The following is a 23,570-nucleotide window of genomic DNA, read 5'->3' as shown; positions in this document are numbered from 1 at the left end:
GACGAAGACATGAGCACTGACCAATCCATACCGCCTGCGGCGGAAGCAAAGCCGGCCAGCCCGCCCGCCGGCGAGAAGCGCAGCTGGGGTGGCTGGATCGCCGGCGCCGCCCTCGCCGCGTTCGCGCTCTTCTTCATTGCGAACTGCCGCGTCGCCCTGGACCCGCGCGTCGCCAACCCGAACGTGCAAGGCCGTCCGCGCCCGGTGAAGTTCATCTTCGGCCTGGACTACATCACGTTCCTGCACGTCTCCACCGTCATCATGCTGCTCGTTCTCTTGGTGGTGTTCATCAGGGGCTGGCGCCGCAACCCGGGCAGCCCGGTGATGCTGATGTTTTTGTGCACCACGCTGATCGTGTGGCAGGACCCGATCATGAACTGGGCCCCGTTCGCGGTGTACAACCCCGACCTCATCCACTGGCCGGAGTCCTGGCCGCTGGTGTCGCTGTCGCCGACCGTCGAGCCGTTCGTCGTATTCGGTTACGTCACTTTCTATTTCGGTCCGTACTTCCCGGCGATCTGGATCCTGCGCAAACTGCAGGCCAAGTACGGGCCGACGGCGTTCGTGTCTCGCCACCCGCTGGTCAGCCTGGGCGTGCTGACCTGTGCGATCGGCTTCGTCTTCGACGCCTGGCTGGAGATCCAGCTCGTGCATGCCGGCATGTACATCTACTCCCAGGTGATCCCCTGGGGCTCGGTGTTCACCGGCACGACGTTCCAGTTCCCGCTGATCTGGGAGTCGTTCTCGGTGACCTTCGTGATGGTCCCCGCGGCGATCCTCTGCTACCGCGACGACACCGGTAAATCGGTGGCCGAGAAGCTGGCGGCGAAGGCGAAGATCTTCCCGACGCGTCCGGTGCTCGGCACGTTCCTGGTGATGTTCGCCATCATCAACGTGTCCTACTTCGCCTACGGCGCGTGGTTCTGGGTCATCAAGGTCAGCCATGCGGCGACCTCCGTCGCCTGCCCGTGGCCGTATCCGGAGGCCAAAGTGTATGACCCGCAAGGGTTCTACGAGAAGGCCGGCGCGCAGGGGCCGTACTCGGTCGGCATCTGGTCGACGTGGGCCAGCGGGGAGCCGAATGGGCGGCCACACGTCGATCCGCCACCGCCCGGCGTAGGCCCGTGTGCGACTGCGGGCGCGCATGGCTGAGCCGCGCACCGTCGTCATCACCGGCGCCTCGCGCGGTCTGGGATTCGCCTCGGCCGTGCGCCTGTATCGCGAGGGCTGGCGCGTGGTAGCGGCCATGCGGACACCCGACCGCGGGCTGCCGCTACTTCGCGAGGCGACGGGCGCCGGCGACGACGACCGGCTGATCGGCGTGCAGCTGGACCTGCTGGATACCGCGTCGATAGCCGCGGCGGCCAAGGCCATCGAGGGAGCCGTTGGCGCGCCCTACGCGCTCGTGCACAACGCGGGGATCTCGGCCGCCGGAATGGTCGAGGAGACCGATATGGAGCTGTGGCAGAACATGTTCGCCACCAGCGTCATGGGTCCCGTCGCGCTCACCAAGGCATTGTTGCCGTCGATGCGGGCGGCGGGTGAGGGCCGCATCGTGCTGGTCTGCAGCGCGGCCGGGGTGCGCGGCCAGCCGGGCACCGCGCCGTACTCGGCCGCCAAGGGGGCCCTGGAGCGCTGGGGGGAGTCGTTGGCGGGCGAGATCGCGCCCTTCGGGTTGGGTGTCACCGTGTTGGTGGCAGGAATGTACGACACCGAAATCATCACCGACGCGGGCACCACCGACAGTCGCGACTTCGGCGGTCCATACGCCCGGCTGCACAACTCGATGGACACCCGGGGAAGGGCCGCAATGAGACTCGCCCGGTCACCCGAGCGGTTCACCGACGGCCTGCTCACGGCGCTCGGTGACCAGGGCCCGTTCCGCCGCCGCGGCGTGGGGCCCGACGCGTCGATGCTGTTGGTGGCCAACAGGATTCTGCCGGCCTCTGGCATGCACCACATGTCGCGGTTGGTGCTGGGCATACCGAGGCAGGGCTCGATGCGGGGCGGCGCGTGGCCGTTGACGGCCGCCCAACGGGCGATGGTATTCGCGGCGCGCGTTGTGCCGCAGTCGGTGCTGCAACGCTTGGCGTCGCTGGGGGCGAAGCGCCGCAAGGGAAATGACGGGACTGAGGGGTAAGCATGGAACAGCTTTTCGACGATCTGGAGGACTTCGGCGCCTTCGACGACGCGATATCCGGTGACGTCCGTGACCCGTACACCGAACTGGCGCGGCTGCGCGGCGAGGAACCGGTGCAGCGACTCGAGACGTCGGGAGCGCTGCCGCACGAGGAATCGCTGCCGATGTTCATCGTGTACCGCCACGAGGACATCCAGCAGATGCTGCGCGACAACGAGACGTTTTCGTCGTCGGCCGTCATCGCCGCGTTCGGTCCCGTGCTGGGTGAGGGCGTGATGCTCGGCATGGACGAGCCGATCCACGGCCGGCTGCGCTCGTTGATATCGAAGGCGTTCACGCAGAAGTCGTTGGCGCGGTGGGAAGACGAACTGGTCGGCCGTGTGGCAAACAGCCTGATCGACAAATTCGCGCCCAACGGCAAGGCGGATCTGGTCAAGGAATTCACCTTCGATTACCCGAGCCAGATCATCGCCGGCCTGCTGGGCCTGCCGGAGGAGGACTACCCGCAGTTCCAACGGTGGTCTATCTCTTTGCTGAGTTGGCTGATGAACCCGGAACGCGGGCTCGCGGCCTCGGCCGCCCTGTGCGACTACTTCGCGCCGATACTCGAGGCCCGCCGCACCGAGCCGAGGGACGACCTGATCAGCGCGCTGGCCGAGGCCGAGGTCGAGGGGCAAAAGCTCGACGACGAGGAAATCTTCTCGTTCCTTCGGCTGTTGCTCCCCGCCGGCGTCGAGACGACCTACCGGGCACTGGGCAGCCTGCTGCTGGCGCTCCTGAAGGATCCGGCGCAGTTGGATGCCATCCGCGCGGACCGGTCGCTGTTGCCACAGGCGATCGAGGAGGGCGTGCGGTGGGAATCACCGTTGTTGACGATCACCCGGGTGGCGACTCGCGACACCGAACTCGGCGGCGTCGCGATCCCGGCCGGGGCGACGGTGATGCCGATGCTCGGTTCGGCGAACCGGCAAGAGGATCGTTATCCCGATCCGGACACGTTCGACATCCACCGAGAGGCCCGGGCGCATCTGGGCTGGGGGCACGGCGTGCACGTGTGCCTCGGCATGCACCTGGCGCGGCTCGAAATGCGCACGGCGATCAACCTTTTGCTCGACCGGCTGCCGAACCTGCGGCTGGATCCCGACGCCGACGACCCGCACATCCGCGGACAGGTTTTCCGCTCGCCGACGTCGGTACCGGTGCTGTTCGACCCCCAATAGCGGCCCCGCGAAGGTTGGACCTTGCCAATCGGCTAGTTTCCGGTAAGGCTTTCCGTAGCCCCTCAACGACTCAGAAGAGAGTGACAAACATGACTGAGGCTGTAAAGGTCCGCTTCGAGCCCAAGATGATGATCGACGGCAAGCTCGTCGACGGACAGGGCGGCACCTTCACGAACATCAACCCCGCGACCGAGGAGCCGCTCGGCGAGGTCGCCGACGCGTCCAAAGAGGACATGCATCGGGCAATCGACGCGGCCCGGCGCGCCTTCGACGAGACCGACTGGTCGACCAACCGCGAGCTGCGCAAACGCTGCCTGTTGCAGCTGCACGAGGCGATCGAATCGGAGAAGGAAGAGTTGCGTGAGGAGCTCATCCTCGAGGTCGGCTCCCCCCGGGCGATCACGTTCGGGCCCCAGCTGGACGCCCCGCTGGCCGAAGGGCTGCTGTATCCGGCCAAGCTGATCGACGAATACCCGTGGGAAACCGACCTGGGCGACCGGGTGATCAGCCTCACCGGCACGAACACCACCGTCAAGGTCTGGCGGGAGCCGGTGGGCGTCGTCGGCGCTATCGTGCCGTGGAACTTCCCGTTCGAGGTCACCATCAACAAGCTCGGCCAGGCGCTGGGCACCGGCAACACCGTGGTCCTCAAGCCGGCGCCCGACACGCCGTTCAACGCAACCCGCCTGGGCCGGCTGATCGCCGAAAAGACCGACATTCCGGCCGGGGTCGTCAACGTCGTCACCGCCTCGGACCACTTGGTGGGCGAGGAGCTCACGCTGTCGCCCAAAGTGGACCTGATCTCGTTCACCGGCTCCACCGCGGTCGGAAGGCGGATCATGGAAAAGGGTGCGGCGACGCTCAAGCGGCTGTTCCTCGAACTGGGCGGCAAGTCGGCCACCATCGTTCTCGAAGACGCCGACTTCGGGACGGCCTGCGCAATCGGCATCTCGCCGTGCATGCACGCCGGGCAGGGCTGCGCCATCCCCACCCGGATGCTGCTCCCGCGGTCCCGCTACGACGAGGGTGTGGCGATTCTCAAGAGCATCTACGAGAACGTCATGCCGGGTGATCCGCAGGACCCCGCCACCCTGACCGGCCCGCTGATCTCGGACAAGCAGCGCAAGCGCGTGCTGGGTTACATCAACAAGGGCGTCGAGGAGGGTGCCACCGCGCTGGTCGGCGGGCCGGACGCTCCCACCGGCTTCGACAAGGGATTCTATGTCAGGCCAACACTTTTCACCGACGTCGACAACTCCATGACGATCGCCCAGGAGGAGATTTTCGGCCCGGTGCTGGCCGTCATCCCATTCGACGACGAGGAGGACGCGATCCGGATCGCCAACGACAGCATGTACGGGCTGGCCGGCAACGTGATGTCGGGTTCCCTGGAGCGTTCGCTGGCGGTGGCCCGTCGGATCCGGGCCGGCGGCATCGGCGTCAACGGTGGCGCTTGCTACGGCGCCGACATACCGTTCGGCGGTTACAAAGCCAGCGGCGTGGGCCGCCAGAACGGCATCGCCGGGTTCGACCAGTACACCGAGGTCAAGTCGGTGGGGTACCCCGCCGTCTAGAAGGACCCTTCGCCGACATTGCCGTCACGGCTGTGGGTTTGGGCTCACCCGCGACCGTGGCGGCAATCTCGGCGCGAAGTACGCGGTGGCCGCCTGCCGAATGCAATATCGCGTGCCCGCCGTGTGGTGGTCTCCAGCTACACCTGTGACTGCTGGTCGGACCTGGCGCGTCGAAACCACCCCGCCCTCAAACCTCCCAACCCCTTGGTTGACAATCGACGCAAGACCCACACGTCAAAGGAGACATCACCATGGCTGAAGCCGTCATCGTCGAGGCTGTCCGCTCACCGCTCGGGAAGCGCAACGGCGGACTGTCCGGGGTGCACCCGGCCGACCTGTCCGCGCAGGTGCTCAACGGGCTGGTCGACAGGGCCGGTATCGACCCGGGAATCGTCGACGACGTCATCTGGGGCTGCGTGATGCAGGCCGGTGAGCAGGCCCTCGACATCGGCCGCACTGCGCTGCTGGCCGCCGGTTGGCCCGAGACCGTGCCCGGCGTGACGGTCGACCGCCAGTGCGGGTCGAGCCAGCAGTCCATCCACTTCGCCGCGGCGGGCGTGATCGCCGGCCACTACGACGTCGTCGTCGCCGGCGGTGTCGAGTCGATGTCCCGGACGCCGATGGGATCGTCGCTGGCCAACGGCGGCAACCCGTACCCCCAGGGTTTCAAGGACCGGTACCACCGGACCCCGAACCAGGGCATCGGTGCGGAGATGATCGCCGAGCAGTGGGGCTTCGACCGCACCGCGCTCGACGAGTTCTCGCTGGGCTCGCACGAAAAGGCCGCCGCGGCACAGGATTCGGGCGCGTTTGACGACCAGATCGTGGGCATCAAAGACCAGGACGGCAACGTCCTTCTCAAGGACGAGGGCATCCGCCGCGGCACCACAATAGAAAAGATGGCGTCGCTGAAGCCGGCGTTCAAGGAAGACGGCGTCATCCACGCCGGCAACTCATCGCAGATCACCGACGGTTCGGCCGCACTGCTGCTCATGTCGGCCGAGAAGGCCAAGGAACTGGGCCTGAAGCCGATCGCCAGGGTGCACACCGCGGTACTGGCCGGCGCCGACCCGGTGATCATGCTGACGGCGCCCATCCCGGCGACGCAGAAGGCGCTGAAAAAGTCCGGCCTTTCCATCGGCGACATCGGCGCCTACGAGGTCAACGAGGCGTTCGCGCCGGTGCCGATGGCGTGGCTGAAAGACATCGGCGCCGACGAGAAGAAGCTCAACCCCAACGGCGGCGCCATCGCGCTCGGCCACCCGCTCGGCGGCTCGGGGGCGCGGCTGATGACCACGCTGCTCTACCACATGCGCGACAAGGGAATTCGCTACGGCCTGCAGACGATGTGCGAGGGTGGTGGCCAGGCCAACGCCACCGTCGTGGAATTGCTGTGACCGACGTCGACACCACCGCTCCCGGAGCGCTGGCCGAGCGCCGTGGCAACGTCATGGTGATCACCATCAACCGGCCGGAAGCCCGCAACGCGATCAACGGCGCGGTCAGCATCGGCGTCGGGGACGCGCTGGAAGCGGCCCAACAGGATCCCGAGGTCCGGGCCGTGGTGATCACCGGGGCCGGCGACAAGTCGTTCTGCGCCGGGGCCGACCTCAAGGCGATCTCGCGCCGGGAGAACATCTACCACCCCGACCATCCGGAGTGGGGTTTTGCCGGATACGTGCACCACTTCATCGACAAGCCCACCATCGCCGCGGTCAACGGCACCGCGCTGGGCGGCGGCACCGAGCTGGCCCTGGCCAGCGACCTGGTGGTGGCCGACGAACGGGCGAAATTCGGGCTGCCGGAGGTCAAACGCGGACTGATCGCGGCCGCCGGCGGCGTCTTTCGGATCGTCCAGCAGCTGCCGCGCAAGGTGGCGATGGAGCTACTGCTGACCGGCGAGCCGATGACCGCCTCCGACGCCCTCGAATGGGGCCTGCTCAACCAGGTCGTCGACGAGGGCACGGTGCTGGAGGCCGCGCTGGCCCTGGCCGCGCGGGTGACCGTCAACGCGCCGCTGTCCGTGCAGGCCAGCAAGCGCATCGCTTACGGGGTCGACGACGGCGTGATCGCCGACGAAGAGGCCGGCTGGGCGCGGACCACGAACGAGATGCGCGCACTGATCAGATCGGAAGACGCCAAGGAGGGCCCACTGGCGTTCGCCGAGAAGCGCGAGCCGGTCTGGAAGGCGCGCTAGCCCGGTGACGATGCGCGCCGGAACGGGGCGCGGAGGAGGCGGGCAATCGAGCCAGCCCGGTGACGATGCGCGCCGGAACGGCGCGCGGAGGAGGCGGGCAATCGAGCTAGGTCGCCAGGACGTTCATCCCGCGTTGGAACGCGCCCGGCAGCAGCGTGCACGTCGGCACGATGGCGCGGCGTGTGAGCGGCGGAGCGCTGGCGAGCACCAGGGCGCGGGTGAGTAGTCGGTAGTTGCGGGTAATCCGTTGCCACGCAAGCTCATAGGACGGCGGCGCCTCGTCGACGATGGCGGCGACGGCCGCGGCCGCTTGCTTGACGGCCAGGCTGATGCCCTCGCCGGTCAGCGCGTCCTCGTATCCCGCCGCGTCGCCCACCAGCAGCACCCGGCCCGCTACCCGGCGAGAGACCACCTGCCGCAACGGCCCGCAGCCACGCGCCTCGCCGCGAGCGGCGCCCGCCAACTGCTGGGCCAGCCGGGGGAACCAGGCGAGGTCGGGGCGTCCCCGAGACAGTATCGCCACCCCGACCAGATCCGGCTCCACCGGCGTCACGTACGCCTCGCCCCAGCGCGACCAGTGCACCTCGACGAATTCCGACCACGCCGGCACCCGGTAATGCCAGCGCACGCCGTAGCGCCGCGGTGTCCCGGCCGTCGCCGCGATCCCGACGGCCCGCCTGACCTGTGAGTGCAGCCCGTCGGCGGCCACCAACCATTTCGCGCGCACCCCGGCGGCCGTCACCCCGTGAGCGTCTTGTTGCACGGTGGTCACCCGCGCCCGAACCCATTCGGTGTCTTGCTCTTTGGCGCGCGCGACCAGCGCGGCGTGCAGCGTGGTGCGTCGCACACCGCGGCCCGGGCCGTTGCGAAACCGCGCCTGCGCGCGGCGGTGGTCGCTCACGTAGGCGATCCCGTGAAAGGGCATGCCGGCCGGGTCGACGCCGAGGGACGTCAGCTCGGCCAGTCCACCGGGCATCAGGCCCTCGCCGCACGCCTTGTCGATCGGGCCCTCCCGCGGGTCGGCGAGGATCACCGAAAGTCCTTGCCGGCGGGCGTGTAACGCCGTGGCCAGGCCGCCCGGCCCGCCTCCGACGATCAACAGGTCGGTGTCGTAATCGCTCACGTGTAGCCCAGAGCCGAGTTCTCGACCCGCAGCCGCACCCTGAGCAACGCCGCGTTGGCCAGCGTGAAGACGGCCGCGGTCAGCCAGGCCGTGTGCACCAACGGCAGCGCCAACCCCTCAGCCACCACTGCAACATAGTTCGGGTGGTGCAGCCACCGGTAGGGACCCTGGCGCACCAGCGGGGCCCGCGGCAGCACGATCACCCGGGTGTTCCACCGTCGGCCCAGCGTGGCGATGCACCACCAGCGCAGGCACTGGCTGAGCGCCACCACCGCCAGCATTGGCCAGCCCAGCCAACCGATGAACGGCCGGTGCAGCGCCCACGGCTCCAGGACGCAGCCGACCAGCAGTGCGGTGTGGATGGCCACCATCACCGGATAGTGCGGTCGGCCAAACTCCTTGGCGCCCTGGGCAAACGACCACTGCGCGTTGCGCTTGGAGACCACCAGCTCCGCGACGCGTTCGATGCCGACCGCCAGGACCAGCAGGTAATACATGTCTCCACTATCTCGTGCCGAGGGCTCGTTGTATCGGTCACGGTGCCGCCGCCGCGCCGGTTCACCCGCCGCGAGCGTAACCACACGGCGAAAATCCGGGCCGAAAGTCGCAGTGGCGTTACGTACGCGACGGTGCCCCGCGGCCGCGAGCTAGGTTGGACAGTATGCGGATCCTCGTCACCGGTGCCACCGGCTATGTCGGATCGCGGCTGGTCACGACGCTGCTGGCGGACCGGCACCAGGTCGTGGCCGCCACCCGAAACCCGGAGCGCCTCAGGCGGTTCGGCTGGTTCGACGAAGTCACGCCGGCGACCCTGGACGCCGCCGATCCCGCGTCGACCCGAGCGGCGTTCGCCGCCGCCGGCCCTCTTGACGTGGTGTATTACCTGGTGCACGCGATCGGCCAGCCCGGCTTCCGTGACGTCGACAAGGCGGCGGCCGCCAATGTGGCCGCGGGGGCCAGGGACGCCGGGGTGCGGCGCATCGTCTACCTGGGCGGATTCGTGCCCGCCGACGAGGTGCTGTCCGAGCACCTGACCAGCCGGGCCGAGGTGGCCGAGGCCCTGACCGTCCCGGGCGGCCCGGAGCTGGTGTGGCTGGGCGCGGCGATGATCATCGGTGCCGGCTCGACGTCGTTCGAGATGTTGCGCTACGTCGGGGACCGTTTTCCGCTGATGCCCATACCGAGCTGGATGGACAACCCGATCGACCCGATCTCCATCCGTGACGTGCTGCACTACCTCGTCGCCGCGGCCGATCCCGACCTGTTGCCGGCGGGGGCATACGACATTTCCGGCCCGGAGACCACGTCCTACCGGCGGCTGCTCAGGACGTACGCGCGGATCTCCGGCAGGTGGCACGCCGGGCTGCCGGTCGGCAGGGTCGACACCGGGCTGGCCTCGCTGCTCACCGGCGTCGTGCTGCCGGTGCCGCCGGGGCTGGCCGGGGACCTGGTCGAATCGCTGGACCACCCGATGATGGCGTCCGAGAGCGACCTGCGCGATCGAGTGCCCGACCCGCCCGGTGGGTTGCTCGGCGTCGACGACGCGATTGCCCTAGCCTTGGCCGATCAGACGAATCGCCCGTCCCCGGTCAACGCCCTGGCCGACCCCCACCGCCTGGCCAACACCGATCCCGTGTGGGCCGGCGGCGACGCGCGGCGCATCCGCCACGTCGCGGGGCGGCTCACCCCACCGGTCGTGCGGCCGGCTCTGGGGCTGGTGAGCATGGTCCCCGGTCCGCTGGCCGGAGCGCTCCGAACCGGCCTTGACCTCCTGATCGCCTTGACCCCGAAGGTGCGTCCCGCATGAGCCAGTCAACCGCCCCGTCCCGCACCGGCACGCTGTCCGAGCTGCGCCGCGCGCTCACCAAGGTCGCGGTGCCGCACCACGAATCGCCCGCCGTCGTGCGGCGCCGCCGCATCATCGTCGCCATCACATTGGTTGTCGGTGCCGCCGTGCTCGGATATTCGCTGCGGCTCCATCCGGGGGAGTCCAGCTTCTACTGGCTGACCCTGGCGCTGGCGGGGGTGTGGCTGATCGGCGCGTTCATCTCCGGCCCGCTGCATCTGGGCGGCATCTGCTGGCGCGGCCGCAACCAGCGGCCGGTCATCACCGGGACGACGATCGGCCTCCTGCTCGGCGGGATATTCGTCGCCGGCGGGCTGATCGCCCGCGAGATCACGCCCGTCGCGGAGTTGATCAACCGGGTGCTGCTGTACGCCCACCACGGGTGGTATCCGGTGATCGTGGCGATCACGCTGGTCAACGCCATCGCCGAGGAAGCGTTCTTTCGGGGCGCGCTCTACACCGCGCTGGGCCGCTATCACCCCGTCGTGATCTCGACCCTCCTTTACACGGGCGCGACGCTGGCCAGTGGCAACCCGATGCTCGGTTTCGCCGCGATCATCCTGGGGACGGTGTGCGCGTTCGAGCGCCGGGCCACCGGCGGTGTCCTGGCGCCGATGCTGACCCACTTCGTGTGGGGCCTGATCATGGTGCTCGCGCTGCCCCCGATGTTCGGGGTATGAGCTAACCGACGACCTCGCGGGCCAGCCGCCGCAGCGCGGCGGTGCGGGCCGGCCGCACGAAGAACCAGTACACCCGGCCGGGAATGCCCCGCGGCAGAAAGATGGCCCGCTGGGTGTAGCGGGTGCCGCGACCGTCTTGCTGCGTGACCGCGATCTCGAGCCACTGCCGTCCCGGCGCGCGCTTGGTGGAGCACAGCCGCAACAGGGTTCCCTCGGCGCGTTGCTCGACCCGCCAGCCCCGTGACTTCACGGCGGCCTCCGCCGCCTTCCACACGGTCACGGGTTCGGCGGCGGTGTGCGCGGTGCGCACATCGGTGTAGACGATCTCGCCCGCCCAGTCCGGGTCGCTGGGCAGCGCATCGGCCGGTGCGGATCGCAACGACGACCACGTGCGTTCCGGGACGCCACGCGCGGCGCGGTCAAGCGCCAGTTCGACGGACCGGCGGTAGCCGGTGAGGCCGCCGGGCGGCGGCTCGATGATGCCGTCGACGTCGTGGTTGCGCATCACCGCGTCGCACTCCAGCGATTCGATCAGCGGCCGCGCCAGTCCCGGCGGGATCGGCGTCACCGTCCCCACCCACAGGCTGGCGATCGTCGGGGTGAGAAACGGCAGCACTATCAGGTGGCGCTTGCCCAGCCCCGCGACCTCCGCGTAGATGCGCATCATGTCGCCGTACTCGAGGACGTCGGGTCCGCCGATGTCCCAGGCGCGCGATGACGGCACCGGGGCCGTGGCCGCGGCGACCAGGTAGTGGAGCACGTCGCGCACCGCGATCGGCTGAATCTTGTTGTGCACCCACTTCGGGGTGGTCATCACCGGCAACCGGTCGGTGAGGTGGCGGATCATTTCGAACGAGGCCGAGCCCGAACCGACGACGACGCCCGCCTGCAGCACCAGGGTTTCGATGCCCGACGCGATCAGCGCATCGCCGACGCCCGCCCGCGACTCGAGGTGCGGTGAGAGCTTGCGGCCCTCGGGGTGCAGCCCACCCAGATACACGATGCGCCGCACCTTGGTGCGCCGCGCCGCCGTCACCACGTTGCCGACCGCACGGGCTTCCTCGTCGGCGAAATCCTTGGAAGCGCCCATCGAATGGACCAGGTAGTAGACGACGTCGATCCCCTCGAACGCGGCGACCAGGGAATCGATCTCACCCAGATCGCCCCGCGCAACCTCCGCCTGCTCCCGCCACGGCACGTCCGCCAACTTGGCCGGGTCGCGTGCCAGGGCGCGGACCGAATGACCTTCGTCCAGCAGGCGCGGCACCAGCCGGGCGCCGATGTAGCCGGTGGCCCCGGTCACGAGACAGCGAACCTGTCCAGCCATCGATCCTCCGTTCGTCGTCAATCCAATTGTTCGGACCCGACGCGGGGAGGGTTACCGGCTTGGGGTACCCGTAAGCGCCCGGGTGTTCAGCGGTCGGTGAAGTCGGGCGTGCGGCGCTGCTGGAAAGCCGTTGCGCCCTCGACGAAGTCGTGCGATCGCAGCAGGACGGCCTGCCCTTCGTATTCACGCTGCAGCGCCGGCTCCAGCTGCGCGAGCGTGGCCGCGTTGATGGCGAGCTTCGTCTTGCCCAACGCCACGGCGGGACCCGCCAACAACCTCGCGATCACCTTGTCCACCTCGGCCTCGAATTCGTCGGCCGGGTAGACCGCGCTGACCAGGCCCCAGGCCAGCGCCTCGGCGGCCGGCAGGCGTTCGGGCAGCAGCGCCATGTGCATCGCCCGGATGCGGCCGACGGCCGCGGCGATCAGCGCGGACGCGCCGCCGTCGGGCATCAGGCCGATCTTGGTGAAGGCGAGCATGAAAAATGCGCTCTCCGAAGCCAATACGACGTCGCACGCCAGCGCCAGGGAAACCCCGACGCCGGCCGCCGGTCCCTGAACCACGGCGACCACCGGGTGCGGCACGGCGGCGATCGCCCGGATCAGCCGGTTGATCTCCACGACGATCTCGTCCGGCGAGACACCGGTGTCGGACACGTCGTCGGCGCTGATGCCCGCCCCGGAACAGAAGCCACGGCCGGCACCGCCGAGGCGCACCACCTTCACCTCCGGGTCGGAGGCCGCACGTTCCATCGCGTCGGCGATCCCGGTAACCATCGGCAGCGTCAGCGAATTGAGGCTGTCGGGGCGGTCAATGGTCACCGACAGCACACCGCCGGAAAGCGTGACGGAAAGGCCGGCGACGGGGGTCAGGGTGTCGATAGCGGATTGCGGCATGGCCTCACCCTAGGTGACCGGGCTGCGCGCCCGCCGAAGGCGGCTGCGAAGATGCCAACTACAACGGGCGTCAGAGCAGACGAAAGGTCGGTAGATCGTGGCTGGACCGCTGAAGGGGCTTCGGGTCGTCGAGTTGGCCGGCATCGGGCCGGGCCCGCATGCGGCGATGATTCTGGGGGATCTGGGAGCCGACGTGGTGCGCATCGACCGGCCGTCAACCGGTCCCGGCGGTGTCGCAAAGGACGCCATGCTGCGCAACCGGCGCGTGCTGACCGTCGACCTCAAGTCCGACGAGGGGCGTGCCGTCGTGCTCCAGCTCGTCGCCAAGGCCGACGTGCTGATCGAGGGCTTCCGTCCCGGGGTTACCGAGCGGCTCGGCCTGGGCCCCGAGCAGTGCGCCGAGGTCAACGGGCGGCTGATCTACGCCCGGATGACCGGCTGGGGACAGACCGGCCCGCGCAGTCAGCAAGCCGGCCACGACATCAACTACATCTCGCTCAACGGGATCCTGCACGCCATCGGCCGGGCGAACGAGCGGCCGGTGCCCCCGCTGAACCTGGTCGGCGACTTCGGCGGCGGCTCGATGTTCTTGCTGGTCGGCATCCTGTCTGCGCTGTGGGAGCGGCAGAGCTCCGGCAAGGGCCAGGTGATCGACGCCGCCATGGTCGACGGTTCCAGCGTGCTGATCCAGATGATGTGGGCGATGCGCGGCATGGGCATGTGGTCGGACGTGCGCGGCGCCAACATGCTCGACGGCGGCGCGCCCTACTACGACACCTACGAGTGCGCCGACGGACGCTACGTCGCCGTCGGCGCCATCGAACCGCAGTTCTACGCGGCCATGCTGGCCGGGCTGGGCCTGGACGCGGCCAACCTGCCTTCGCAGAACGACGTCAGCCGCTGGCCCGAGCTGCGCGCGGCGCTGACGACGGCGTTCGCCGGCCACGACCGCGACCACTGGGCCAAGGTGTTCGCCGATTCCGACGCCTGCGTGACGCCGGTGCTGGCGTTCGGCGAGGTGCACACCGAGCCGCACATCACCGAGCGGAACACCTTCTACGAAGTCGACGGTGGCCTGCAGCCGCTGCCCGCCCCGCGGTTCTCGCGCACCACACCCGACGTGCCTCGCCCGCCGGCAGCGCCCCTGGCCGACGTCCAAGCCGTGCTCGCCGACTGGGTATAGTCACCAACCAACTGGTTGGCTGGACCCCAAGCAAGGAAGGACTCGCATGAAGATCAAAGACGCCGTCGCCGTCGTCACCGGGGGCGCCTCGGGCCTGGGCCTGGCCACCACCAAGCGGCTGCTGGACGCGGGGGCGCAGGTGGTGGTGATCGACCTGCGCGGCGAAGAGGCGGTCCAAGAGCTGGGCGAACGTGCCCGGTTCGTGCAGGCCGACGTCACCGACGAGGCCGCCGTCGGCAAGGCGCTGGACATCGCCGAGTCGATGGGCCCGGTGCGCATCAACGTCAACTGCGCGGGCATCGGCAACGCCATCAAGACGCTGTCCAAGGACGGCCCGTTCCCGCTGGACGCGTTCAAGAAGGTGGTCGGGGTCAACCTGATCGGCACGTTCAACGTGCTGCGGCTGGCCGCCGAGCGCATCGCCAAGACGGAACCGGTCGGCGAGGAGCGCGGCGTCATCATCAACACCGCCTCGGTCGCCGCGTTCGAGGGCCAGATCGGCCAGGCCGCCTACTCCGCGTCCAAGGGCGGCGTGGTGGGCATGACGCTGCCGATCGCGCGCGACCTGTCGCGCGAGCTGATCCGCGTGGTGACCATCGCGCCGGGGCTGTTCAAGACCCCGCTGCTGGGTTCGCTGCCGGAGGAGGCGCAGAAGTCGCTGGGCAAGCAGGTGCCGCACCCGGCCCGGCTGGGCGACCCCGACGAGTACGGGGCGCTAGCGGTGCACATCATCGAGAACCCGATGCTCAACGGCGAGGTCATCCGCCTGGACGGCGCCATCCGGATGGCGCCACGCTGAGGCCCTCCGATACGAAAGCCCCCCGCGACGAGCGGGGGGCTTTCGTATCGGAGAAAGGACTTATCGGCGGAACCATCGACTGACAGCGGGTTCGGCCATCAACAGCCGTGCGAGCATGCTCATGGTCGTAGCTCAGCTCGCCGCTTGCAGTTCGTCGAACTGCTCGGAGGTCTCGCCTTCCACCAGCACGTCGCCGTGGTAGAGGGCTTCGAAGTCGACCTTGATGACGTCGGCACTTGTGTCGTCGATCCACATGACACTGAGCGTATGGGCCACCATTAAGGAATCTTTGAGTCACGATTCGGAAAACAGTGGCAATTTACCGGCGGGTAGGTTGCAGGCGGTCGAGCGCGGCATCAACCCCGTGACCTGCTTAGTTGCCGCACATTTTTCTGGCCGGACTCTTACCGCCGCCGCGGTTTAACCGCCGTACTGAACCGTGCCCGCGCCGTCATCCGTGCTTAAGGAGGAAGCTGTTCGACGCGTGCAAATTAGCGTTTGTTACGTTGACGCGGGGACGCCGGCGGCCAGCGCGGTCAGCGCCGGTGGCGGAAGGGCATGAAATGCTGCAGGCGATCGCTCGACTGGCCATTGCGGCGCCGCGCCGCATCATCGCAATCGGTGTCCTGGTCTTCGTCGCCGCCGCGGTCTTCGGCATCCCCGTCGCCAAGCGCCTGTCTCCCGGGGGCTTCCAGGATCCGCATTCGGAGTCCGCCCACGCGATCCAGGTGCTGACCGACAAGTTCGGGCAGAGCGGTCAGCAGATGCTGATCCTGGTGACCGCGCCGGGGGGCACCGACAGCGAACAGGCCCGCAACGTGGGCACCGACCTCGTCAACCAATTGCAGAAGTCGCCGTTGGTCTACAACGTGTCGTCGCCCTGGACGGTCCCGCGTGGGACAAACACCGATCTGGTCAGCCGCGACGGCAAGTCGGGTCTGCTCGTAGTCAACCTCAAGGGCGGCGAGAACTACGCGCAGAGCAACGCCCAAACCGTCGCGGACCAATTCATCCACGACCGTGACGGCGTCACCGTCCGCGCCGGGGGTGCCGCGATGCAGTACGCCCAAATCAACACCCAGAACCAGTCCGACCTGCTGGTGATGGAAATGATCGCGCTCCCGCTGAGCTTCCTGATCCTGATCTGGGTGTTCGGCGGGCTGCTGGCGGCGGCGTTGCCCATGGCGCTGGGCGCCCTGGCCGTCGTCGGGTCGATGACGGTCTTGCGGCTGATCACCTTCACCACCGAGGTGTCGATCTTCGCCCTGAACCTGGCCACCGCGTTGGGCCTGGCGCTGGCGATCGACTACACCCTGCTGATCGTCAGCCGCTATCGCGACGAGTTGGCCGAGGGCAGCGATCGCGAAGCGGCGCTGATCCGGACCATGACCACCTCCGGGCGGACGGTGTTGTTCTCCGCGGTGACCGTGGCGTTGTCCATGTCGGCGACCGTGGCGTTCCCGATGTACTTCCTCAAGTCGTTCGCCTACGCCGGCGTGGCCACCGTGGCCTTCGTCGCGACCGCCTCGATCGTGATAACCCCGGCCGCCATCGTGTTGCTGGGCCCCCGGCTGGACGCGCTGGACGCGCGCCGGCTGATGCGTCGGGTCTTCCGGCGTCCCGAGCCGGTGCACAAGCCCGTCGAGCAACTGTTCTGGTACCGGTCGAGCAAGTTGGTGATGCGCCGCTGGGCCTCGATCGGTCTGACCGTCGTCGCGCTGCTGCTGCTGCTCGGGCTTCCCTTCATGGGCGTGAAATGGGGGTTCCCCGACGACCGGGTGCTGCCGCGTTCGGCGTCGTCGCACCAGGTCGGGGACCAGCTGCGCAACGATTTCGCGCACGACTCCGCGACGTCGGTTCCGGTCGTGGTCCCCGACGCGCGCGGCCTGGATCCGGCGGACCTCGACAGGTACGCCGCCGACTTGTCGCGGGTTCCCGACGTGTCGGCGGTGTCGGCTCCCGGCGGGACGTTCGTCGGCGGCAACCGGACCGGGCCGCCGGCCGGCGCCACCGGGCTGGCCGACGGCAGCGCCTTTTTGACCGTGAGCAGCACGGCGCCCCTGTTCTCCAAGGCCAACGACGCCCAACTCCAGCGGTTGCACGGGGTGCCGGGGCCGGCGGGCCGGCCCGTGGCGATGGGCGGCGTGGCCCAGGTCAACCGCGACAGCGTCGACGCGGTCACGGACCGCCTTCCGCTGGTGCTCGGGTTGATGGCCGCCATCACCTTCGCGCTGCTGTTCCTGCTCACCGGCAGCTTGGTGCTGCCCGCCAAGGCGCTGGCCTGTAACTTCCTGTCGCTCACGGCGGCGTTCGGTGCGCTGGTGTGGATCTTCCAGGACGGGCATCTCGGCGCGCTCGGAACGACGCCGAGCGGGACGCTTGTCGCCAACATGCCGGTGCTGCTGTTCTGCATCGCCTTCGGCCTGTCGATGGACTACGAGGTGTTCCTGCTCTCGCGCATCCGCGAGTACTGGCTCGCGTCCGGGGCCGCTCGACCGGCAAAGCCGACCGCGAAAGAGGCCAACGCCGCCAACGACGAGAGCGTCGCGCTCGGCGTCGCCCGCACCGGCCGGGTGATCACCGCCGCCGCGCTGGTGATGTCGATGTCGTTCGCCGCGCTGATCGCCGCCCACGTTTCCTTCATGCGGATGTTCGGCCTCGGCCTGACCCTCGCCGTGTTCGCCGACGCCACCCTGGTGCGGATGGTTGTCGTGCCGGCGTTCATGCATGTGATGGGCCGATGGAACTGGTGGGCGCCCAGGCCCCTGGCCTGGCTGCACGATCGGTTCGGCATCAGCGAGTCAGCGGCCCACGCAACCGGATACGTCGAGCCGATCCCGATCGACGGCGGCCCGCTGGGCGAACCCGTACCCAACATCGGCTGACCCGCCGATAAACCCGCCCGCAGACCCTATTGTGAAGGCTCATCCGAGTCGGAAGGTTGACGTGTATGACAACGACGGTGGACAACCCGTTCTTCGCGCGCATCTGGCCCGTCGTCGCCACCCATGAAACCGAGGCGATACGGGCCCTGCGCCGGGAGAACCTGGCGGGGTTGTCGGGGCGGGTGCTCGAAGTCGGGGCGGGCATCGGGACGAACTTCCCGCACTACCCGGAGTCGGTCCACGAGGTGGTCGCGGTGGAGCCCGAGCCGCGGCTGGCGGCCCAGGCCCGCGCCGCCGCGGACGTGGTGTCCGCCCGTGTCGTCGTGACCGGCGAGACGGCCGAGGGGTTCAGCGGCGGCGACCCGTTCGACGCCGTGGTGTGCTCGCTGGTGTTGTGCTCGGTGCGCGACCCCGGCGGCGTGCTGCAACGGCTCTACTCGTTGCTACGGCCGGGCGGGGAGTTGCGATACCTCGAGCACGTCGCGAGCGGCGGCGCGCGGGGCCGCCTGCAACGGTTCGCCGACGCGACGCTGTGGCCCCGGTTGTTCGGCAACTGCCACACCCACCGCGATACCGAGCGCGCGATCGTCGACGCCGGGTTCGAGGTTGACATTTCCCGGCGCGAGTTCACGCTGCCGGCGTGGGCGCCGATGCCGGTGTCGGAATTGCTGCTGGGCCGCGCCCGCCGGCCGTAGTTCCCGCGGGGCTACTTCAGCAGGGCGGGCAGCCGCTGCAGCAACCCGGGCAAGGCCTGGCTGGCGGTCTCGCGAATGCTGAGCGTCGCGTGCCTGGACAGCGGCGTGACCTCCGGATTGACCTCGATGACGGCCGTGCCGCGCGACAGCGCCAGCTCTGCCAGCCCGGCCGCCGGATAGACGATCGCCGACGTTCCGACCACCACCATGACGTCGGCGGCCTCGGTCGCGTCGACGGCGCTCTGCCACGGCGCGTCGGGCAACGCCTCACCGAACCACACGATGTCGGGCCGGATCAGGCCGCCGCAGTGACAGACCGGTGGCTGAACCTCGAGCATCGGCTCGGCCATCGCGGGCAGCTCACCGGTGTAGGGCGTACCGCAACGGTCGCAACGGAATTCGAACAGGCTGCCGTGCAGGTGGTGAACCGGCGCGCTCCCGGCACGCTCGTGCAAGTCGTCGACGTTCTGAGTGATGACGCTGACCTCGGCGCCGTCCTGCCAGGCCGCGATGGCGCGATGCCCGACGTTCGGCTGAACGTCGGCCACCAGATAGTGACGCCACAAGTACCAACCCCAGACCCGCTCGGGATTGTCGCGCCACCCTTGCGTGCTGGACAGCTCGTAAGGATCGAAGCGGGCCCACAACCCGTTCTTGTCGTCGCGGAAGGTCGGCACGCCGCTCTCCGCGGAGATCCCCGCGCCGCTCAGCACCGTTACTCGCATCCCACCAAGATAGTCGCGCGTGGGACATACTGAACGCGTGGAGCTGCGGGATTTGCTGAAGGTCGACGTGAAGGCGAGCAGGCCACTGTTCGACCAGCTCAGGACCCAAGTCATCGACGGTGTTCGGGCCGGCGCCCTGCCGCCCGGGACCCGGCTCCCCACGGTGCGCGACCTGGCCGGCCAGCTGGGCGTCGCGGCCAACACCGTCGCCCGTGCGTACCGGGAATTGGAGTCGGCGGCGATCGTCGAAACCCGGGGTCGCTTCGGCACTTTCATCTCTCGCTTCGACCCGACCGATGCCGCCATGGCCGCCGCCGCCAGGGAGTACGTCGAGGTGGCCCGCGCGCTGGGGCTGACCAAGTCCGACGCGATGCGTTACCTGACGAACGTGGCGGACGACTGAGCGCGCCTGGGGCGCCGCGTTTTACCGCAATACTTTGGCCAGCGTGCGCAGGTTGCGCGTGGTCGTCGAGGACTTGTAGCGCGGCTTGCCCATTGTCTTGCCGATCGTGCTGTCCAGGGTGGCGCCCTTGGGCACCTGCCAATAGATGACGCCCGCGCCGCGGGCGATCCTCTCGTCGGGGCCGGCGCCGCCGCCCAGCGCGGCGAGCTCGTCGAGCGCCGCGTTGTCGGCGACGAACGTGACGTAGGACTGAAAGCCGTCCACCTCGGGCTCGAACGGGTAGGCGTCCACGACGGCGCGCACGGTTTCGAGGTCGTAGACCAGCACCCACGCGTCATAGCCGAAGCCGTCGCGCAGCGTGGCTTCGGCCTTCTTGCGCACCGCCGCCGCACCGGCGGATGACTCCAGCAGCACGTTCCCGCTGGCCAGGATGGTGCGCACGCCGGTGAATCCCGCGTCGGTCAATGCGCGCGCCACCTCGGCCATTTTGAGGTTGACTCCGCCGACGTTGACGCCGCGCAAAAAAGCCGCGTACGGGGTCATCATCCGATTCCACCAGGGCAGCCGGTGCGGACGCGATCCGGGACCGGTCGCTGGACGCGCGACGTAGGCTTTCGACATGGGGCGCCAAGTCTTCGACGACAAGCTGCTGGCCGTGATCAGTGGAAACTCTCTCGGAGTGCTGGCCACCATCAAACGCGACGGGCGTCCGCAGCTGTCGAACGTCAGCTACCACTTCGACCCGCGCGACTTGGCCATCCGGGTGTCGATCACCGAGCCGCGGGCCAAGACCCGCAACCTGCGCCGCGATCCGCGGACGTCCATCCTGGTCGACGCCGACGACGGGTGGTCGTACGCGGTGGCCGAAGGCACGGCGATCTTGACGCCCCCGGCGGCCGCCCCCGGCGACGACACCGTCGAGGGGCTGATTGCCTTGTACCGCAACATCGCCGGCGAACACCCGGATTGGGACGAGTTCCGCCAGGCGATGGTCACCGATCGGCGGGTGCTGCTGACCCTGCCGATCTCGCACGTGTACGGCATGCCGCCCGGCGTGCGGTAGCCGCCCGATTCCGGCCGCCTGGGGCTACGCTGCCGGTATGGCTGAACCCAAGTCGTCGGAGGCGCCGGAATCGGACGACGACACCAAGCGCAAGTTCCGTGAGGCCCTCGAACGCAAGATGGCCAAGTCGTCGGGCGGCTCCGACCACAAGAACGGCAGCGGCAAGCAGGCGCGGGCGCATGGCCCGGTGGAGAACCGCCGCGAATTCCGCCGCAAGAGCGGGTGACCTTCGGGCAGTCGTTGCCTTCCAACGGCTTTCGGTGAGAGTTCAGCCTTTGGGCGGTTCGAACAGGCTGATCGACGGGTCGGCCTGGCCCGGTGCGCCGCGCAGGCTGCCCCGGGTGCTCGGGTGCGAGAAGTCCAAGTGCGACGGGTCGTTGCGGTACGCCCAATCCGCCACGATGGTGCGTTGACGGAACTTCCAGCGGCCGTCGTGTCGGGTGTAGGTGTCCAGGTACCGGCCGCCGATGATGACGTCGATGTCGTGTTCGGGGCCGGCGAAGGTGTGGAACACCAGGCAGTAGACCTCACCGCGGGCGTCCTCGCCCTCGATCACGAAGTTCGTTGTGGTGATGTTGTGTTGCGAGACACGCACGTAGGGCTCCGCCGCCCGTAGCTGTGCGATGAACTGTTCGACGCCGCCCGTCGAGAACGAGCCGTGCGAGTCCGTCGCGTCGGGGTGGTACAGGCCCCGCAGCGCTTCATAGTCGGCGCGGTCGACGGCCCGGCAATAGGCGGTGACGAGCGCGTGCAGTTCGTCGCGGGCCAGCATCAGTGCCAATCGCGCCTCATCCACCACCACGCCACGATAACGCGGCGGTTGCTGCTGAGTACTCTCCCAACAACGGCTCATCGGGCTTAGGGTGTTCAGCGGAAAGGAAGGTCGTCGACGGTGAAACTGTGGCTCGCCCAAGATCCCGAGGCCGACGCGCTGCTGGACGAGGACCCGTTGGCGCTGCTCATCGGGATGGTTCTCGATCAGCAGGTACCTTTCGAGACCGCCTTCGCGGGCCCGAAGAAGATCGCCGACCGGATGGGCGGCTTCGGTGCGCATGAAATCGCCGAATTCGACCCCGACAAGTTCGCCGCGCTGTGCTCGGAAAAGCCTGCGATCCACCGCTTTCCGGGATCGATGGCCAAGCGGATCCAGACCCTGGCCCAGATCATCGTGGACCGTTACGACGGCGATGCGGCCGGCTTGTGGACCGCCGGCGACCCCGACGGCGCGGAGGTCCTGCGCCGAATCAAGGGGTTGCCCGGTTTCGGCGAGGTCAAGGCGCAGATCTTCCTGGCGTTGCTGGGCAAGCAGTACGGCGTCACTCCCGAGGGCTGGCGCGCGGCGGCCGGACAGTTCGGCAAGGCCGGCACGCACATCTCCGTCGCCGATATCGTCGACGCCCAATCGATGGGCGCGGTGCGTTCGTACAAGAAGCAGATGAAGGCAGCAGCCAAGAAGGGAAGGGCGGCAACGTGAAGACACACCTAACGTGTCCATGCGGGGAAGCCATCGTCGGCAAAGATGAGGACGAGCTGGTCGAGCTGACCCAGGCTCATCTCGCCAGCGTTCACCCGGGTCTCGAGTACGACCGCGACGCGATCTTGTTCATGGCGTACTAGATCTTCGTCTGACGCGAGCGCGCGTGCCGCCAGGTGGGGGACACGCGCGCTCGGGCGGGAAAGGTGCCAGCCCTACGGCACCACGGTGGAGCCGATCGTGGGCATGAACTGGCACTGCTTTTCCTTGGTGGTGACCTGCCCGAAAATGGTCGACATGATGCTGCCCGACCCGGTGTCGGCAATCGCGGTCAGCGTCGTCGGACCGTCGGGATTGATATCGGTGCGCGGCTTGAGCGCGACCGTTCCCGACTTGCCCGTGGTCAGGTTCACCCACGTCACGTTCAACGGCAGCTTCTGCACCTCCGCGGGTCCGGGGGTGCCGACGGCGGTGAACACGTAGGCGGTCTGCCCGGGGCCCGGCCCGGGAGTCGGGATCTTCGCCGGCCCCGCCACCGACAGCGCGGTGGCGATCGCACTGCTGCCGTCCGCGAGGCAGTTGGTGCCGATCGAGGGATACATGAAGTCCTGCGTCGGCGGAGCGTCGGGGCCGAAACCGGGGGCCGCCGCCGCGGCGGGCGCGGGGGCCGGTGCGACGTCGGGCGCGGGGGCTGTGGCCGGCGCGGGTGGCGCCGGTGCGGGCGCGGCGACGGGTGCGACGGTGCCGGGCCCCGGCGCGGAAGCGGCCGGAGCGGCCACCGGGGTGCCGCAGCCGGCGGGGCTGCGACCGGCCCGGGACCGGCGGCGTGCGCCGGGTCGATCCCGGCCGGCAGGTGCGCCTGCGGGCCCGCTGCGACCGCCGCCGGCGGGGCGGTGGCCGGCCCGGGACCCGCCGCGTGCGCGGGGTCGATGCCGGCGGGCAGGTGCGACTGCGCGCCCGGTTCGACGCCCGCCGCCGGGACGTGCGGCACCGGCGAGCCGTCGGGGAGCGCCGCGCCGGGCATCGCCAGGAACTGGTTCACCGACGCGGCCACGTTCCGGGACTCGGTGGGCGCGCTCTGGTTGTGGCTGAAAGCTTGCGCTGCGGCCATGAGCAGTTGCGTCGCCTGGCCGGGATTGCCGGCCGCCTGCTGGATGATGGGGCTCAGCTGCGACAACGCCGGCAGGCCCGGGAGTTCCTGAGTCGAGTTCGGTTGCGGTGCCGCCGGGTCGGCTGCCGCGCTCGGGCAGAACCCGAACGCGGCAGCCGACGCCGTCACGACAGCGGCCAAACCTTTGGACAGATTCCAAGTGGTTGCCACGCTGTGTCCTCCGGTCATT

The 23,570-nt window shown here is 68.9% G+C and carries 25 protein-coding genes and 1 pseudogene; 17 read left to right on the top strand and 9 right to left on the bottom strand.

The window, feature by feature from the left end:
• Positions 1-9 precede the first annotated feature (9 nt).
• The 6 genes from KXD96_RS23175 to KXD96_RS23150 all read left to right on the top strand — a co-directional run bounded on the left by KXD96_RS23175 (position 10) and on the right by KXD96_RS23150 (position 7,131).
• Complete coding sequence (locus KXD96_RS23175) at positions 10-1,152, top strand: spirocyclase AveC family protein (protein WP_260740341.1); 1,143 nt, start codon at positions 10-12, stop codon at positions 1,150-1,152.
• The gene (locus KXD96_RS23170) at positions 1,145-2,140 is read left to right on the top strand and encodes an SDR family NAD(P)-dependent oxidoreductase (protein ID WP_260740340.1); all 996 of its coding nucleotides are present in this window, start codon (positions 1,145-1,147) and stop codon (positions 2,138-2,140) included. Before KXD96_RS23175 ends, KXD96_RS23170 begins: the two co-directional genes overlap by 8 nt.
• A gap of 2 nt (positions 2,141-2,142) precedes the next feature.
• Complete coding sequence (locus tag KXD96_RS23165; RefSeq protein WP_260740337.1) at positions 2,143-3,360, top strand: cytochrome P450; 1,218 nt, start codon at positions 2,143-2,145, stop codon at positions 3,358-3,360.
• An 89-nt stretch (positions 3,361-3,449) separates the two neighbouring features.
• Positions 3,450-4,934 (top strand): aldehyde dehydrogenase family protein, encoded by a 1,485-nt coding sequence (locus KXD96_RS23160; protein ID WP_260740334.1) that lies wholly within the window; start codon positions 3,450-3,452, stop codon positions 4,932-4,934.
• A 251-nt stretch (positions 4,935-5,185) separates the two neighbouring features.
• Complete coding sequence (locus KXD96_RS23155) at positions 5,186-6,331, top strand: thiolase family protein (protein WP_260740332.1); 1,146 nt, start codon at positions 5,186-5,188, stop codon at positions 6,329-6,331.
• 53 nt (positions 6,332-6,384) lie between these two features.
• Positions 6,385-7,131 carry an enoyl-CoA hydratase-related protein gene (locus KXD96_RS23150; RefSeq protein WP_260745513.1) on the top strand — a complete coding sequence of 249 codons (747 nt, stop codon included), beginning with the start codon at positions 6,385-6,387 and terminating at the stop codon, positions 7,129-7,131.
• A gap of 106 nt (positions 7,132-7,237) precedes the next feature.
• On the opposite strand, the gene KXD96_RS23145 is transcribed toward KXD96_RS23150, so the two are convergent.
• The gene (locus KXD96_RS23145) at positions 7,238-8,254 is read right to left on the bottom strand and encodes an NAD(P)/FAD-dependent oxidoreductase (protein ID WP_260740330.1); all 1,017 of its coding nucleotides are present in this window, start codon (positions 8,252-8,254) and stop codon (positions 7,238-7,240) included.
• Complete coding sequence (locus KXD96_RS23140; protein WP_260740327.1) at positions 8,251-8,751, bottom strand: isoprenylcysteine carboxyl methyltransferase family protein; 501 nt, start codon at positions 8,749-8,751, stop codon at positions 8,251-8,253. Before KXD96_RS23140 ends, KXD96_RS23145 begins: the two co-directional genes overlap by 4 nt.
• A 164-nt stretch (positions 8,752-8,915) precedes the next feature.
• Between KXD96_RS23140 and KXD96_RS23135 the strand changes: the two genes are divergently transcribed.
• Both KXD96_RS23135 and KXD96_RS23130 read left to right on the top strand, forming a co-directional pair.
• Complete coding sequence (locus KXD96_RS23135; protein WP_260740325.1) at positions 8,916-10,061, top strand: NAD(P)H-binding protein; 1,146 nt, start codon at positions 8,916-8,918, stop codon at positions 10,059-10,061.
• Entirely contained in the window at positions 10,058-10,780 is a 723-nt protein-coding gene (locus tag KXD96_RS23130) for a CPBP family intramembrane glutamic endopeptidase (RefSeq protein ID WP_260740324.1), read from the top strand. The genes KXD96_RS23135 and KXD96_RS23130 overlap by 4 nt, the downstream gene beginning before the upstream one ends.
• A 1-nt stretch (position 10,781) precedes the next feature.
• On the opposite strand, the gene KXD96_RS23125 is transcribed toward KXD96_RS23130, so the two are convergent.
• Together KXD96_RS23125 and KXD96_RS23120 are read right to left on the bottom strand one after the other, a co-directional pair.
• Complete coding sequence (locus KXD96_RS23125) at positions 10,782-12,107, bottom strand: SDR family oxidoreductase (protein WP_260740322.1); 1,326 nt, start codon at positions 12,105-12,107, stop codon at positions 10,782-10,784.
• Positions 12,108-12,193: 86 nt separating this feature from the next.
• Positions 12,194-13,003: an enoyl-CoA hydratase gene (locus tag KXD96_RS23120; RefSeq protein ID WP_260740319.1), complete on the bottom strand. Its 810-nt coding sequence runs from the start codon at positions 13,001-13,003 to the stop codon at positions 12,194-12,196.
• 97 nt (positions 13,004-13,100) lie between these two features.
• Here KXD96_RS23120 and KXD96_RS23115 point away from each other — a divergent pair, with 97 nt between their 5' ends.
• Both KXD96_RS23115 and KXD96_RS23110 read left to right on the top strand, forming a co-directional pair.
• Positions 13,101-14,186 (top strand): CaiB/BaiF CoA-transferase family protein, encoded by a 1,086-nt coding sequence (locus KXD96_RS23115; protein ID WP_260740317.1) that lies wholly within the window; start codon positions 13,101-13,103, stop codon positions 14,184-14,186.
• Between the two features lie 46 nt (positions 14,187-14,232).
• A complete protein-coding gene (locus KXD96_RS23110) occupies positions 14,233-14,985 on the top strand; it encodes a 3-hydroxyacyl-CoA dehydrogenase (RefSeq protein WP_260740316.1) in 753 nt (250 codons plus the stop codon).
• Between the two features lie 132 nt (positions 14,986-15,117).
• Here the strand turns inward: KXD96_RS23110 and KXD96_RS23105 are convergent, their stop codons facing one another.
• The gene (locus KXD96_RS23105; RefSeq protein ID WP_003878506.1) at positions 15,118-15,240 is read right to left on the bottom strand and encodes a hypothetical protein; all 123 of its coding nucleotides are present in this window, start codon (positions 15,238-15,240) and stop codon (positions 15,118-15,120) included.
• 308 nt (positions 15,241-15,548) lie between these two features.
• Between KXD96_RS23105 and KXD96_RS23100 the strand changes: the two genes are divergently transcribed.
• The gene (locus tag KXD96_RS23100; protein ID WP_260740314.1) at positions 15,549-17,870 is read left to right on the top strand and encodes an MMPL family transporter; all 2,322 of its coding nucleotides are present in this window, start codon (positions 15,549-15,551) and stop codon (positions 17,868-17,870) included.
• A gap of 65 nt (positions 17,871-17,935) precedes the next feature.
• Positions 17,936-18,565, top strand: a complete 630-nt coding sequence (locus KXD96_RS23095; RefSeq protein WP_260740312.1) for a class I SAM-dependent methyltransferase — start codon at positions 17,936-17,938, stop codon at positions 18,563-18,565.
• Positions 18,566-18,576: 11 nt separating this feature from the next.
• Here KXD96_RS23095 and KXD96_RS23090 read toward each other — a convergent pair whose 3' ends face one another.
• A complete protein-coding gene (locus tag KXD96_RS23090) occupies positions 18,577-19,290 on the bottom strand; it encodes an NAD-dependent deacylase (protein ID WP_260740311.1) in 714 nt (237 codons plus the stop codon).
• Between the two features lie 37 nt (positions 19,291-19,327).
• Between KXD96_RS23090 and KXD96_RS23085 the strand changes: the two genes are divergently transcribed.
• A complete protein-coding gene (locus KXD96_RS23085; RefSeq protein WP_260740308.1) occupies positions 19,328-19,693 on the top strand; it encodes a GntR family transcriptional regulator in 366 nt (121 codons plus the stop codon).
• A 21-nt stretch (positions 19,694-19,714) separates the two neighbouring features.
• Here KXD96_RS23085 and KXD96_RS23080 read toward each other — a convergent pair whose 3' ends face one another.
• Positions 19,715-20,236 (bottom strand): DUF1697 domain-containing protein, encoded by a 522-nt coding sequence (locus tag KXD96_RS23080; RefSeq protein WP_260745512.1) that lies wholly within the window; start codon positions 20,234-20,236, stop codon positions 19,715-19,717.
• 76 nt (positions 20,237-20,312) lie between these two features.
• Between KXD96_RS23080 and KXD96_RS23075 the strand changes: the two genes are divergently transcribed.
• Both KXD96_RS23075 and KXD96_RS23070 read left to right on the top strand, forming a co-directional pair.
• Positions 20,313-20,756 (top strand): PPOX class F420-dependent oxidoreductase, encoded by a 444-nt coding sequence (locus tag KXD96_RS23075; RefSeq protein ID WP_260740305.1) that lies wholly within the window; start codon positions 20,313-20,315, stop codon positions 20,754-20,756.
• Between the two features lie 37 nt (positions 20,757-20,793).
• Entirely contained in the window at positions 20,794-20,982 is a 189-nt protein-coding gene (locus tag KXD96_RS23070; RefSeq protein WP_260740302.1) for a DUF5302 domain-containing protein, read from the top strand.
• A 42-nt stretch (positions 20,983-21,024) separates the two neighbouring features.
• Here KXD96_RS23070 and KXD96_RS23065 read toward each other — a convergent pair whose 3' ends face one another.
• Complete coding sequence (locus tag KXD96_RS23065) at positions 21,025-21,558, bottom strand: nuclear transport factor 2 family protein (protein WP_260740299.1); 534 nt, start codon at positions 21,556-21,558, stop codon at positions 21,025-21,027.
• A gap of 90 nt (positions 21,559-21,648) precedes the next feature.
• On the opposite strand from KXD96_RS23065, the gene KXD96_RS23060 reads away from it, so the two are divergent.
• Positions 21,649-22,230, top strand: a complete 582-nt coding sequence (locus KXD96_RS23060; RefSeq protein WP_260740297.1) for an HhH-GPD-type base excision DNA repair protein — start codon at positions 21,649-21,651, stop codon at positions 22,228-22,230.
• A complete protein-coding gene (locus KXD96_RS23055; protein WP_007169078.1) occupies positions 22,227-22,373 on the top strand; it encodes a hypothetical protein in 147 nt (48 codons plus the stop codon). The genes KXD96_RS23060 and KXD96_RS23055 overlap by 4 nt, the downstream gene beginning before the upstream one ends.
• A 72-nt stretch (positions 22,374-22,445) precedes the next feature.
• On the opposite strand, the pseudogene KXD96_RS23050 reads toward KXD96_RS23055, so the two are convergent.
• Positions 22,446-23,569: pseudogene (locus KXD96_RS23050) on the bottom strand (hypothetical protein).
• Position 23,570: the final 1 nt, after the last annotated feature.

This window comes from Mycobacterium sp. SMC-2 (assembly GCF_025263485.1).
In the GTDB taxonomy this organism is placed as follows: domain Bacteria; phylum Actinomycetota; class Actinomycetes; order Mycobacteriales; family Mycobacteriaceae; genus Mycobacterium.
This window is presented reverse-complemented; position numbering and strand designations above follow the sequence as displayed.

Coding starts and splice junctions, on each gene's coding strand:
- KXD96_RS23095 (WP_260740312.1), top strand. CDS start 17,936: ATGACAACGACGGTGGACAACCCGTTCTTCGCGCGCATCTGGCCCGTC.
- KXD96_RS23125 (WP_260740322.1), bottom strand. CDS start 12,107: ATGGCTGGACAGGTTCGCTGTCTCGTGACCGGGGCCACCGGCTACATC.
- KXD96_RS23140 (WP_260740327.1), bottom strand. CDS start 8,751: ATGTATTACCTGCTGGTCCTGGCGGTCGGCATCGAACGCGTCGCGGAG.
- KXD96_RS23070 (WP_260740302.1), top strand. CDS start 20,794: ATGGCTGAACCCAAGTCGTCGGAGGCGCCGGAATCGGACGACGACACC.
- KXD96_RS23120 (WP_260740319.1), bottom strand. CDS start 13,003: ATGCCGCAATCCGCTATCGACACCCTGACCCCCGTCGCCGGCCTTTCC.
- KXD96_RS23080 (WP_260745512.1), bottom strand. CDS start 20,236: ATGACCCCGTACGCGGCTTTTTTGCGCGGCGTCAACGTCGGCGGAGTC.
- KXD96_RS23175 (WP_260740341.1), top strand. CDS start 10: ATGAGCACTGACCAATCCATACCGCCTGCGGCGGAAGCAAAGCCGGCC.
- KXD96_RS23150 (WP_260745513.1), top strand. CDS start 6,385: ATGGTGATCACCATCAACCGGCCGGAAGCCCGCAACGCGATCAACGGC.
- KXD96_RS23165 (WP_260740337.1), top strand. CDS start 2,143: ATGGAACAGCTTTTCGACGATCTGGAGGACTTCGGCGCCTTCGACGAC.
- KXD96_RS23170 (WP_260740340.1), top strand. CDS start 1,145: ATGGCTGAGCCGCGCACCGTCGTCATCACCGGCGCCTCGCGCGGTCTG.
- KXD96_RS23155 (WP_260740332.1), top strand. CDS start 5,186: ATGGCTGAAGCCGTCATCGTCGAGGCTGTCCGCTCACCGCTCGGGAAG.
- KXD96_RS23110 (WP_260740316.1), top strand. CDS start 14,233: ATGAAGATCAAAGACGCCGTCGCCGTCGTCACCGGGGGCGCCTCGGGC.
- KXD96_RS23075 (WP_260740305.1), top strand. CDS start 20,313: ATGGGGCGCCAAGTCTTCGACGACAAGCTGCTGGCCGTGATCAGTGGA.
- KXD96_RS23130 (WP_260740324.1), top strand. CDS start 10,058: ATGAGCCAGTCAACCGCCCCGTCCCGCACCGGCACGCTGTCCGAGCTG.
- KXD96_RS23160 (WP_260740334.1), top strand. CDS start 3,450: ATGACTGAGGCTGTAAAGGTCCGCTTCGAGCCCAAGATGATGATCGAC.
- KXD96_RS23105 (WP_003878506.1), bottom strand. CDS start 15,240: ATGTGGATCGACGACACAAGTGCCGACGTCATCAAGGTCGACTTCGAA.
- KXD96_RS23090 (WP_260740311.1), bottom strand. CDS start 19,290: ATGCGAGTAACGGTGCTGAGCGGCGCGGGGATCTCCGCGGAGAGCGGC.
- KXD96_RS23135 (WP_260740325.1), top strand. CDS start 8,916: ATGCGGATCCTCGTCACCGGTGCCACCGGCTATGTCGGATCGCGGCTG.
- KXD96_RS23100 (WP_260740314.1), top strand. CDS start 15,549: ATGCTGCAGGCGATCGCTCGACTGGCCATTGCGGCGCCGCGCCGCATC.